This window comes from Nitrospirota bacterium (genome assembly GCA_016212185.1).
Classification (GTDB): domain Bacteria; phylum Nitrospirota; class Thermodesulfovibrionia; order UBA6902; family DSMQ01; genus JACRGX01.
On record JACRGX010000065.1, the window covers coordinates 1 to 12,052 of the forward strand.

Here is a 12,052-nt window from a genome sequence, read left to right on the forward strand (position 1 = left end):
CAGTAGAGCAGCAGCGCAGAAGTGCGGCAGCGTAATTGTGCAAGAATAGTTTTCTTAACCTGCTGTTCTGATGTGCTATTGCTCTGCTGCTCTGACTTGAGCCTCCATTTCACATACATCACCAGACTCAGGAGATAAAACGTCGTTGCAAGGGATGTAAACCTTTGAACGATATATGTGACTGCCTGTGTCTGAATTGGGTGCGAGACAAAGAGCAAACTTGAAAATAAGGCAACAAACTTAGTATCAGAGTATCCAAGTATCAAAGTATCAAAGCTTTGACTTTCTGACACTCCACCACTCTGACACTCTGATACTTTGACACTTTGACACCTGAAATACGGCGTTTGAAAGGTCAGAAGGACAAGCCGGTAAACGAGCAAGGCATTAAGGATATGAATGATGATATTAACTATGTGGTAGTCTGTAACGTTAAGTCCTCCGAATTTATAGTTCAAGGCAAATGTCAAAAACCCGGCCCATCTGGACCCGGTAGGCGACCAGAAGTTACTGAGGTCTCTTAATTTATGGTTGTCAACAATATAGTTATAATCATCAAACTGAAAAGGCACATAAAAAGTATTTGAGTATGCAATCAGACCGATTATGACAATTAATAAAATGTGAACTATTGGTTTATGCAGGAGAGTTATTTTATAAGGGGTATTAACCTTATCTACCCCTTCTATAGTTTTCATTGAGATAATATAACATTTGTAATTTTTAACCTCCAATGTATATTTTATAATGTGTCATGCCAAAATCGTTTAGTCAGGCAGTATTTTAAAGAACCGTAAAAATGTGGTATTATCCAGGAAATTATCATGGATGAGAAAACAAAAAAGACCATCCTTAAAATCCTCCAGTCGGCAGGTCTTCTGTCAAAAAAGCAGATGGACGATATCCTGTCAAAAGAAGATGTGTTTCGCGCCCGTCTCCTTAAATCAAAGGGCGCAGTCATGAAGCGCGGCAGGGGAATACAGCCTGACATTTCAATCTTTGACATTATTGATTCATTGAAATTGAAAATGCCGGGCAGCGATTCTGTGTATATTTCGGAAGAGACTGTCATGAAGGAGATGGCGAGGCATCTCAACATGCCGTTTTTAAAGATTGACCCCCTTACGATTGATTCCGATGCGGCGACAAAGATTGTCTCAAGGCCTTATGCTGTTAAACACCTGCTTTTGCCGGTTAAGCTTTCAGGCAATACTCTGACCGTTGCCACGTCAAACCCTTTTGAACGCGACGGCATTGACGGCATCAAACAATCCAAGGGCTATGACATAGATGTTGTTGTTTCAACAAAATCAGATATACTGAGGATTATTACAGAATTTTACGGCTTCAAATCTTCCATTGCCGCCGCGCATGGCGAGCTTTCATCGCAGATAGACCTCGGCAATCTTGAGCAGTATGTAAAATTAAAATCAGTTTCAGATCTCGGAGCCTCGGACCAGCATATTATTGACGCCGTTGAATATCTTCTGCATTATGCCTATTCGCAGCGGGCCTCGGACATACACATAGAGCCTAAGCGGGAGCACAGCCTTATACGGTTCAGGATTGACGGGGTGCTGCACGGCATACACAAGATGCCGAAGGCGGTGCATCCTGCGTTTGTCTCCCGCATCAAAATGCTGTCCCGCATGGATATAGCAGAGAAACGCAGGCCTCAGGACGGCAGGATTAAGACAGAGCAGGACGGCAAAGAAATAGAACTCCGCGTATCAACACTGCCTGTTGCATTCGGAGAGAAGGTTGTCATAAGAATTTTTGACCCGAATATTTTAATGCAGGACATTGAAAATCTCGGCTTTATGGAAAGGGAACTTGCGCTTTTCAAGTCTTTTGTCGCATCTCCAAACGGGCTTATTCTTGTTACCGGTCCCACCGGAAGCGGCAAGACAACGACCCTTTACTCTGCGTTAAAGACTCTTTCAACGTCCGACGTAAACCTTGTCACCATAGAAGACCCTATTGAAATGATACACGAGGATTTTAACCAGACTTCCATACAACCGCAGATAGGCGTTACCTTTGCAAGCAGTTTGAGGACGATTCTCAGGCAGGACCCGGACATAATCATGGTCGGCGAGATAAGAGATTTTGAGACGGCGGACAATGCCATTCAGTCTGCGCTTACAGGGCATCTTGTGCTCTCCACGCTTCACACCAACGACGCCCCGGGCTCTGTCACAAGACTTTTGGACCTCGGCATCCAGCCTTTTCTGATTAATTCCACTCTTATTGGCGTAGTGGCGCAGAGGCTTGTAAGGACCGTATGCAGGCACTGTGTGGAACAGTATCACCTCTCGGAAAATGAGTGCAGGATGCTTGGTATAAATTACGACAGGACGAAAAATGCGAAGGTCTCAATCGGCGCCGGATGTCCGCAGTGCAGGGGCACGGGCTATCTCGGACGGGCCGGAATTTTTGAGGTCCTGGAGATAACGGAAAAGATAAGGGGCGCCATTGAGGAAAAGGCGGCGCCTGCCAAAATCAGGCAGATTGCAAGGGTTGAAGGTTTTAAGACCCTCAGGGAATGCGCCGTGGAGATAATGTTTAAAGGCGTGACCACATTTGACGAGATTATAAGGGTGACAGGCATTTCAGTATGACATAAATATTAAAACTGGTGGAACAGCTTTACTTTTTTTCTAAAGCATGTCCTAACTGCGCGCATGCATCATTGTCCCTCATATCACAAGCCCTCTGGAAATCTAATATTGCCAATCCTAATTTGCCGATGCGCATATAAGTAATCCCTCGCTCAAGATACGCCGTAGCATAATCAGGATTTAAACTGATTGCCTTATTGTAATCTTCAATTGCTTTATCAGGCTGATTTTTATCATCATAAACATTGCCGCGACCGACGTAAGAGGTAAAATGATAAGGATTCAAAGCAATTGCCTTGTTATATAATTCAACTGCCACGTCAAACTCTCCTTTCTTGGCATAGACAAGACCGAGATTATTATATGCCTCTGAAGAATCGGGATTCAGTTTCAGGGCAGTTTGTAAATGTTCTATCGCTTTGTCTGGTAAATTATTAGCATCGTAAATTTTGCCAAGATCAATATGTGCTTCTAAAGAATCAGGGTTTAATTTCAGGGCGGTTTGTAAATGTTCTATTGCTTTATCTGTTAAATTATTAGAATCATATGCAAGTCCCAAATTGATATGCCCCCTTGCCTTATTAGGGCTTTTTTTCACTACATCTTCCCATAGCCTAATCTCGTCGCTCCATACGGTGTTTCTGGAATAAGTAGTGCCGGCAAGACTAATAATAATTACTATAAATAATAAGACTATGCCCTTGTTCATTGTTTCCCATTTTCTTTGCAGTTTGGCAGTGATAATAAATATAGAAGTTATTATTGCAACAAAGACGCCTATAGATGACAAATACAACCTATGCTCAAAAATTATATCTTGTGTGGGTATTATACTTGACTCAACAGACAGTGTTATGAAGAACCAGAAAATGCCGAAGGCGGTGAGGCGTAAGGATGAAGGATGAAGGATGAAGGTTGAATATTTTTTTGAATAATAAAACAGATAAACCCCGAGTCCGAAGACAGACAATAGAAACAAAAATGACAAAAACACATTCGGATTTAGAAATGAGTTGTATATCGGATAATCATAATCAAGATTCTGGTTTATCGGCAGAAACAATAACCTTATGTAAGTAACAGTTACTCTGAATTGAGTAAATAAATAATCCCACCGTGACATAGTTGAAAGGGCTCTCGTAGCTTCATCTATATTTTCCATAGTATTTCCTTTTGGTATAAGGCTTAGTGGTATTATCAAAATTGTGAGAATTAAAGGAGTAAGATATAGCAATTTTTTCGTAATTTCTTTTGTGGATCGTAGATTATCAAAGAACATAAACTCAAAGAGAATAATAACAACAGGAAGTGTAAATGCGATTTCCTTTGTCTTCATGGCAAGGACAGCCGAGAGGACAGAGCCCAGATACCAGAACACCGATGACAGACTAAAGGTTTTTTGCCTCTTGTCTGTGCTCTGTGCTCTGTGCTCTGTGCCTGCCTGTCCGCTAGGCAGGTTCTGTGTTCTGAACTTCACATACATCACCATACTCAGGAGATAAAAGAGCGTCGCAAGGGACGCAAATCGCTGTGTGATATAAGTAACTGCCTGAGTCTGTATCGGATGTGAGACAAAGAGCAAACTTGAGAATAAGGCAATTAAGTGTGTTCGGTGTTCAGAGTTTAGCATTCGGAGAGAAGGTGTTTGAAACGTGAGCAGGACAAACCAATAGACAAGCAAGGCATTGATGATATGGATTGAAAGATTAAAGATATGATAACCTGTAACATTAAAGCCGTGCAATTTATAATTAATAGCAAAGGTAAGGGAGCCCATGAGCCTTTTTTTAAAAGTATATTGAACCAAAATATTAGAAAGGGGATAAGACAATTTAATTTTCTCTATTTTTGAAGGCTCTATAAAATACTGGAAGTCTTTGATAGCCGAATTTTCAGCGATATACGGTTTATCATCAAACTGAAATGGCACATGAAAAGTATTTGAGTATGCAATCAGGGCGATTATGACAATTAATAAAATATGAACTATTGGTTTATGCAGGAGACTTATTTTATAAAGCATGTTAACCTTATCTGCCTCTTCTATGGTTTTCATTGAAATAATATAACATTTGTAATTTTTAACCTCCAATGTATATTTTATAATGTGTTACGCCAAAATCGTTTAATTAGGCGGTATAATAAAGAACTGTAAAAATGTGGTATTATTTAAAAAATGACTATGAAGGCGGATGGCATGAAATTTATTAAGCCGCATAATTTTATAAGCTCCGGCGTAAAGGCTTTTTTTACGACTAAGACAACGGGCAATAACTTTTATGAGCCGCTGAAAGAAAGCGGTTTTCCGGAGGATTCCATTTACATGCCTTTGCAGAAGCATACGGACAGTGTAATGATTTTAGAAGATGATTTTAAACCTCAGATTGCAGATGCTATACTAACAGAAAGGAAGGGCGTATTAATCGGGGTGCAGGTTGCAGACTGCGTCCCTGTACTTTTGCTGGATGAAGGCAAGTCGGTAATCGGCGCCGTCCATGCGGGGTGGAGGGGAACGTCGTCAGGTATTTTGAAAAAGACGATAAATGCCATGAAGGAGAAGTTTGGCTCATCAGCAGAAGATATTTTGGTCGCTATAGGTCCGAGCATCAGGCAGTGCTGTTATAATGTCGGAGATGAAGTAAAGGATGCAGTGCATATGGCAACGGGAGAGGGCGGATATTTTTCCAAACGAGATGAAAAATATTTAATTGACCTTTCAAATGCAAACAGGATTCAGGCTCTGGCGGCAGGCGTTTTAGAGAAAAATATCTGGCAGTCGGAAGAATGCACTTTTTGCAAACCTGCAAAATTCCATTCTTTCAGATATGCAAAAGACCGCGCCGGAAGACAGGGCGGATTTATAGGAATGATATAAATAGTTTAAACAGTTTAATATTGTTTAACATGGTTCAATAAAAAGATAAAGACGTTCAACATTGTTCAAATGGTTCAACATGGTTTGAACGATTTGAACAGTTTAAACTGTTTGAACTATTTAATTGGAGGGATTGATGCTCAAGGCTAAAGATATGATGACAAAGGATGTTATTACCGTTAAGCCGGAAGCAACAGTTGAGGAGCTTGCGCGATTGCTGATAGAACATAAAATCAGCGGCGTGCCCGTGGTAGACGAAGGGAAAAAACTTATCGGCATTGTCACTGAAAATGACCTCATAAGCCAGAACAGAAGGCTCCATATTCCGACAATAATAAGGCTTTTTGACGCCTATATTGTACTCGGCTCCGGCAAGCTGGAAGGAGAAATCAGGAAAATGGCGGCTACCACAGTCGGTGAAATCTGCACAAAAAATATCGTTACAATTACGGAAGAAACGTCTATGGATGATATTGCCACGATAATGTCAGATAAAAATATTCACCTGATACCTGTTGTCAGGGATAAGGTGGTTGTCGGAATTATAGGCAAGGCTGATTTAGTCAGCGCTATGACCCGTGAAGCTTGAAAGCAGAAACGAAACAGAGACAAGGGAAATCGGCAGAAGGGTTGGAAGACAGCTTCAGACAGGAGATGTCGTTTGTTTATACGGAGAGCTCGGCTCAGGCAAGACAACGATGGTTAAAGGCATAGCTTCTGCCTTTGGGATAGACGAACGCGATATAACAAGCGCAAGTTTTACAATCATTGCCGAATATAAAGGGGCAACGCCTTTTTATCACATAGATCTTTACAGAGTGGAGACTGAAAGGGCAGGGGAACTCGGGCTTGATGAATACCTTGGCAAAGGCGTATCAGTTGTTGAATGGGCTGAGAGGGCAGGGGAGGAAATCCCTGAAGGATGTATAAAGGTCAGGATTAATTATGCGGGAGAAAATGAAAGGGATATTTTAATAGAGGGGGTTGACTTGTAAAGTTTACCACAGAGAACGCAGAGAAAACTTAAATTTAAATTAAAGATAAAATTAAAAAATGAGGAAATAAAAAAATCTGTGTTAATCTGTGGCTAAATTCAGTTTTGTTTTTTCTGTGGTTTTAATATGAAAAAGGTCGGCATAATAACAAAGAAAGGGATGCCCGGGGCTGTAAATGCAGTCAGGGGCGCTGTGAAGTCTTTATGGAAAAAAGGATTTGAAGTTTTTGTTGAGCCTGAATTAGCCGCAGACCTGAGGATAAAGGGTTATCCGCGCAATGAGATCCCTGCGCACGCAGAAATGATAATTGTCTTGGGCGGAGACGGCACTCTTTTACATGCGGCAGGATTAATCGGCGGCAGGGAGATTCCGATACTTGGCGTCAATCTCGGAGGACTCGGGTTTATTACTGAAATTACCCTAAATGAGATTCCTGACGCAATTAATAAAATCGCATCCGGTAAGTACAGTTTAGAAGAACGCATAATGCTTTCCGCCCGTGTGGACCGGCGGGGGAAACAGGTTTTTAAGGCAGGCGCCCTTAATGATGTTGTAATACATAAAAGCGCCCTTGCAAGGATGATTGAGTTTGACGCCCGTGTGGACCGCAGGGATGTCACAACCCTAAAGGCTGATGGACTGATAATCTCAACGCCTACCGGCTCAACCGCCCATTCGCTTTCGGCCGGCGGGCCTATTTTATATCCTACACTCGGGGCGTTTGTTGTAACTCCTATATGTCCGCATACTCTTACAAACAGACCGATTGTCCTGCCTGATAAATTTATTTTAGAGGTCTCTATAAAAATGGGGGATGAAGTTTATCTTACGCTTGACGGACAGGTTGGTTTTCCGCTAAAGGTCAAAGATACAGTGAAGGTCAGGAAGGCAGGGTATAAGACAAAATTCATCCGCCTCTCGGACAGGGATTATTTTGAGGTCTTGAGGACAAAACTGAAGTGGGGGGAACGGTGAAAAGATAGTGAACAGTGAACAGTTAACAGTTGACAGCGAAAAAAAAACCCTAACCAAACTAAGAAAGGCGCTTGAGTTTTATCGGGAGATTGGATTTGAGTATCTGCCTCTAAAGACAGTTGCAAGTTACAATTTGCAAGATTCTGGATTTGAAATGCAGGATAAATCCCCCCATCCCCCCTTTGACAAAGGGGGGCAAGGGGGGATTTATCCGTTACCCGATAAGGACTCTGCCCTTAAGACATTGAGGGAGGAAATTGGAGACTGCAAACGGTGCAAGCTTTCAAGCGGCAGGACAAACATTGTCTTTGGCGAGGGCAATCCTGAGTCTGAACTTATGTTTATTGGAGAAGGACCCGGCAGGGAAGAAGACCTTCAGGCAAGACCTTTTGTCGGCGAGGCAGGAACGGTTCTTACCAACCTTATCGTGAAAATGGGTTTAAGGCGCGAAGACGTTTACATAGCTAATATTGTAAAGTGCAGGCCTCCGATGAACAGGGACCCGGAGGAAGACGAAATTAATTCGTGTATGCCTTTTGTTCAGGAACAGGCAAGTATAATCAATCCGAAGGTTATTATTGCGCTTGGAAGGATTTCAGCGCAGAACCTTCTTAATACAAAAACCCCGATAAGCAAATTAAGGGGTAGATTTTATGAATACGACGGTATTCCCGTGATGCCGACATTTCATCCTGCGTATTTGCTCAGGAACCCAAAGGATAAATGGCTGACATGGGGTGATGCGCAGAAGGTGATGGAGAAACTGAAGAAATAATAATTAGCAATTAACATTTATCAATGATCAATTATCAATTAATGATAACTGCTAATTTTGCAATGATAAATTTTAAATGATTTTTTGAGGAGAGTTATGAAGAGGCTGTGGGCGCCGTGGAGAATGGAATATATCTTATCCGATGAAAAACACAAGGGCTGCCTTTTCTGCGATTTTATAAAACAGGAAAAACGAAATGACAAAAAAAATTTAATTCTGCACAGGGGGAAACACTGCTTTGTGATTTTAAACCGCTATCCTTATAACGGCGGACATCTGATGGTGGTCCCCTATTTTCATACACCAACCTTTGACGGTCTTTCAGACAAGGCTCTTTTTGATTTGATAAAGACTGTGGAAAAATCAGTAGGTATTCTAATAAAGGCGCTGAGCCCCGATGGTTTTAACATGGGGCTTAATTTTGGCAAGGTTGCGGGCGCCGGCATGGAACAGCATATGCACATTCACGTGGTCCCGCGATGGGCGGGCGATACTGACAGCATGCCCATAATTTCGGAAATAAGGGTGATGCCCGAGCACCTGAGAAAAACCTACGACAAACTAAGAAAATTCTTCAAGTAGGAGTAGTTTGCTTTTTGAAATAGTTCATAATGCCTCACATCCCTTTTTAATTCCCAAATCACAAGATTTTTGGAAGTCTGACATCGCACTTGCAGTATTACCAAGATGGAAATAGGTAACGCCGCGATTAAAATAGGCATCAGCATATTTCGGATTTATAGTAATTGCTGCAGTATAGTCATTAAGAGCCTTATCAGGGAGGCCTTCTTCATCGTATGAATTCCCGCGGTTTGTATAAGACTCTACGAGTGTTGGATCCAGGGTAATTGCTTTTGTATAATCTTCAATGGCATTTATATATTTTTTTATTCTGGCATAGATAATTCCACGATTATTGTAAGGTTCTGCAAAATAGGGATTTATGGTGATTGCTTTTGTATAATTTTCGAAGGCTTTATCAAATTGCCCTAGTTTAAAATAAATGACTCCGAGATTATTGTAGATGTAGAATAAATCCGGTTTTTCATTTAAAACTTTGTTATACATTTCAATTGCCACGGCAAACATATTTATTTTACTGTAAACAGTTGCAAGATTATGAAGTGCATCTGTAAAATGTGGATCTAATTCTATGGCTATTTGAAATTTGGAAGTAGCTTTATCAAATATTTCTCTGTTCATATAAGCTATCCCCAATTCATTATAACCTCTTGCCTTATTCGGGCTCTTTTTTATCACATTTTCCCATAGCACTATTTCATCTTGCCATACAGTATTTCTTGAATAAGTAGCCCAGGTAAATGTAATAATGATTAACGTAAGTCCTGTGGTGATTATGTTATTTATCAGGTGCCATTTGTTTTTTAAGCTTTTTGTCATAAAAAATATAAGAGTTATTATTGCAATGAACGCACCGACTGATGGCAGATATAGTCTGTGTTCAAAAATTACGTCCACAATAGGAATAACACTTGACTCAACAGACAAGGTTATAAAGAACCAGAAAACTCCAAAGGCGGTGAGACGTAAGACGTGAGGGGTAAGGCATGATGTGTAGCCGCAGAGCCTGCCCCGTACTTGATACGGGGCTTCAGCCTGCGTATCCGAGGTTTGTTGTTTGGTTTTTGAATAATAAAACAGATAAACCCCGAGCCCCAAAATAGATAATAAAAACAGAAACGACAAAAATACATTCGGCTCAAAAAATGAATGATATACCGGATAGTCATAATCAAGATTTTGATTTACCGGCAAAAATAAAAGCCTTATATATGTGATAATCACCCTGAACTGAGTAAAAAGATAGTCCACTCTTGACATTGTTGTCTGAACCCTTACTGTCTCTGATACTTCGCCTATTAAATCTCCGGCAGACTGTGGAGCTCCGATATGAGAAATAGGAATGATAAGCAGGGTAAGGAGAAAGGGGGTTAGATAGAGAAAACGTAAGGCGTAAGGGGTAAGGCGTGATATGTAGCCGCAGGCTTTAGTCTGCGAGTTTAGAGTTTCGAGTTCAGGGTTTTGGGTTTTAAGTTTAGGGTTAAAAAAGAAAATTTCATAAAGCGTTATGATTATCGGAAGGGTGAATGCAATCTCCTTAGTCTTCATGGCAAGAACAGCAGAAAGGACAGATGTCAGATACCAGAACACAGATGACAGACTAAAGATTTTTTGCCTCTTGTCTGTGTTCTGAATTTTGAATTTCACATACATCACAAGGCTCAGGAGATAAAAGAGTGTTGAAAGGGATGTAAGCCTCTGGATTATATAGGTAACTGCCTGTGTCTGGATGGGATGGGAGACAAAGAGCAGACTTGAAAACAAGGCAACAAACTTAGTATCAGAGTATCCAAGTATCAAAGTATCAAAGCTTTGACTTTCTGACACTCCACCACTCTGACACTCTGATACTTTGACACTTTGACACCTGAAATACGGCGTTTGAAATGTAAGAAGGACAAGCCGGTAGATAAGCAGGGCGTTCAGAAGATGAATTGCAAGATTAACGATGTGATAGCCTGTGACATTAAGACCATGCAGCTTGTAGTTCAATGCAAAAGTGAGGAAGCCTATGAAACGGTTTTTAAAGCCATCATATTTAAAGGCATAATACTCAATACCCTTTGCCCCTGCTGTTTTTGCTTTTGAGGGTTCTGTGAAATACCGGAGGTCCTTAATAAAAGAATTTTTGACAATATTGTTTATATCATCAAAATAAAAAGGTACATGGAAGGTCTTGGAGTATGCAATCAGTCCAATGATGACAATTAATAAAATATGAACGGTTGGTTTATGCAGAAGACTTATTTTATTAGACGTAGTAACATTACATGCTTCTTCTGCATTTTCCATTGAGATAATACAACACTTGCCAACCCTATTTCTTTTTCAGCTCACTGTCAATTGTCGCCTTAAAATCATCAAGTGACCTGCCCTGCATCCTCTTCCCATTTATAAAAAGAGTGGGCGTGCCTGTTACTCCAACGTTATTGCCGAGTGTTATGTCCTGCTGTATCTGTGCGTCATATTTACTGCTGGAATAGTCAGTATTAAATTTTTCCATATTCAGCCCGAGCTGTGCTGCGAATTCCTTGAATTTGTCTTCGCCAAGCTTGGTGAAATTTGCAAAGATAAGGTCGTGCATTTCCCAGAATTTGCCCTGTTCAAAAGCTGCGAGACTCGCCTTAGTCGCATTTTTTGCATGAGGGTGGAAAGGCAACGGATATTGTTTAAAAACCAGCTTAACCTCTTTTGGATAAGCCTTTAGAACATCGTTTAAAGTGGGCTCAAGCTGGGCGCAGTAAGGACACTGGAAATCAGAAAACTCTGTAATGGTAACAGGCGCATTCTTGTCGCCTTTTACAGGTGAATTTCCGATGGGAATGGTATAAACTTTACTGAAATCAACAGCGGGCCTTGCAGGTTGTGCAGGACTTGAGACTTTCTTTTCAAGGGCATCAAGTTTCAGGAGGATTTCTTTTTGTGTTTTCTGGATTTCCTTAAGCGTATTCTGTATGTCGGGGGATGCCTTCTTTTCTTCTTTTTGAGCTTTTTGAGCGGGTTGAGTCCCTGCAAAAACCCCGTTACTTGTAAAGGCTGCAAAAACAATCATTGCAAGCATGGATAATGTCAGTTTTGTAAAGCGTTTCATTTCAGTCCTCCTGTTAAGTTGTAGAATTTAATTTGTTAAAAATAACACAAAAGAAAAATTTTAGCAAATTGTATTCTGAGTTGAGCAGTTATTTCAAACTCTTTTATTATGACAGTTATTATGGTATATTCTTAAGAT

11 protein-coding genes are annotated in these 12,052 nt (G+C 40.8%); 7 read left to right on the forward strand and 4 right to left on the reverse strand.

The window, feature by feature from the left end:
* The coding region (locus tag HZA10_07520; protein MBI5196156.1) for a hypothetical protein at positions 1-698 on the reverse strand (698 nt) is incomplete at its 3' end.
* A 126-nt stretch (positions 699-824) separates the two neighbouring features.
* Between HZA10_07520 and HZA10_07525 the strand changes: the two genes are divergently transcribed.
* Positions 825-2,621, forward strand: a complete 1,797-nt coding sequence (locus tag HZA10_07525; GenBank protein ID MBI5196157.1) for a type II/IV secretion system protein — start codon at positions 825-827, stop codon at positions 2,619-2,621.
* Between the two features lie 28 nt (positions 2,622-2,649).
* On the opposite strand, the gene HZA10_07530 is transcribed toward HZA10_07525, so the two are convergent.
* A complete protein-coding gene (locus tag HZA10_07530) occupies positions 2,650-4,677 on the reverse strand; it encodes a tetratricopeptide repeat protein (GenBank protein MBI5196158.1) in 2,028 nt (675 codons plus the stop codon).
* A gap of 141 nt (positions 4,678-4,818) precedes the next feature.
* Here HZA10_07530 and pgeF point away from each other — a divergent pair, with 141 nt between their 5' ends.
* The 6 genes from pgeF to HZA10_07560 all read left to right on the forward strand — a co-directional run bounded on the left by pgeF (position 4,819) and on the right by HZA10_07560 (position 8,823).
* Positions 4,819-5,496 (forward strand): peptidoglycan editing factor PgeF, encoded by a 678-nt coding sequence (pgeF, locus tag HZA10_07535; protein ID MBI5196159.1) that lies wholly within the window; start codon positions 4,819-4,821, stop codon positions 5,494-5,496.
* A gap of 136 nt (positions 5,497-5,632) precedes the next feature.
* The gene (locus HZA10_07540; protein ID MBI5196160.1) at positions 5,633-6,085 is read left to right on the forward strand and encodes a CBS domain-containing protein; all 453 of its coding nucleotides are present in this window, start codon (positions 5,633-5,635) and stop codon (positions 6,083-6,085) included.
* Positions 6,075-6,491, forward strand: coding sequence for a tRNA (adenosine(37)-N6)-threonylcarbamoyltransferase complex ATPase subunit type 1 TsaE (tsaE, locus tag HZA10_07545; protein ID MBI5196161.1), 417 nt, complete (start codon positions 6,075-6,077; stop codon positions 6,489-6,491). The genes HZA10_07540 and tsaE overlap by 11 nt, the downstream gene beginning before the upstream one ends.
* A 126-nt stretch (positions 6,492-6,617) precedes the next feature.
* Entirely contained in the window at positions 6,618-7,466 is an 849-nt protein-coding gene (locus HZA10_07550; GenBank protein MBI5196162.1) for an NAD(+)/NADH kinase, read from the forward strand.
* Positions 7,467-7,620: 154 nt separating this feature from the next.
* Positions 7,621-8,241: a uracil-DNA glycosylase gene (locus HZA10_07555; protein MBI5196163.1), complete on the forward strand. Its 621-nt coding sequence runs from the start codon at positions 7,621-7,623 to the stop codon at positions 8,239-8,241.
* Positions 8,242-8,337: 96 nt separating this feature from the next.
* The gene (locus tag HZA10_07560; GenBank protein MBI5196164.1) at positions 8,338-8,823 is read left to right on the forward strand and encodes an HIT domain-containing protein; all 486 of its coding nucleotides are present in this window, start codon (positions 8,338-8,340) and stop codon (positions 8,821-8,823) included.
* 24 nt (positions 8,824-8,847) lie between these two features.
* Here HZA10_07560 and HZA10_07565 read toward each other — a convergent pair whose 3' ends face one another.
* Together HZA10_07565 and HZA10_07570 are read right to left on the reverse strand one after the other, a co-directional pair.
* Positions 8,848-11,115, reverse strand: coding sequence for a tetratricopeptide repeat protein (locus HZA10_07565; protein ID MBI5196165.1), 2,268 nt, complete (start codon positions 11,113-11,115; stop codon positions 8,848-8,850).
* Positions 11,116-11,140: 25 nt separating this feature from the next.
* A complete protein-coding gene (locus tag HZA10_07570) occupies positions 11,141-11,914 on the reverse strand; it encodes a thioredoxin domain-containing protein (GenBank protein ID MBI5196166.1) in 774 nt (257 codons plus the stop codon).
* Positions 11,915-12,052: the final 138 nt, after the last annotated feature.

Excerpts from the sequence above, each read along its gene's own strand:
- HZA10_07525 (MBI5196157.1), top strand. The coding sequence starts at position 825 with ATGGATGAGAAAACAAAAAAGACCATCCTTAAAATCCTCCAGTCGGCA.
- HZA10_07560 (MBI5196164.1), top strand. The coding sequence starts at position 8,338 with ATGAAGAGGCTGTGGGCGCCGTGGAGAATGGAATATATCTTATCCGAT.
- HZA10_07530 (MBI5196158.1), bottom strand. The coding sequence starts at position 4,677 with ATGAAAACCATAGAAGAGGCAGATAAGGTTAACATGCTTTATAAAATA.
- pgeF (MBI5196159.1), top strand. The coding sequence starts at position 4,819 with ATGAAATTTATTAAGCCGCATAATTTTATAAGCTCCGGCGTAAAGGCT.
- HZA10_07570 (MBI5196166.1), bottom strand. The coding sequence starts at position 11,914 with ATGAAACGCTTTACAAAACTGACATTATCCATGCTTGCAATGATTGTT.
- HZA10_07565 (MBI5196165.1), bottom strand. The coding sequence starts at position 11,115 with ATGGAAAATGCAGAAGAAGCATGTAATGTTACTACGTCTAATAAAATA.
- HZA10_07555 (MBI5196163.1), top strand. The coding sequence starts at position 7,621 with ATGCAGGATAAATCCCCCCATCCCCCCTTTGACAAAGGGGGGCAAGGG.
- HZA10_07540 (MBI5196160.1), top strand. The coding sequence starts at position 5,633 with ATGCTCAAGGCTAAAGATATGATGACAAAGGATGTTATTACCGTTAAG.
- HZA10_07550 (MBI5196162.1), top strand. The coding sequence starts at position 6,618 with ATGAAAAAGGTCGGCATAATAACAAAGAAAGGGATGCCCGGGGCTGTA.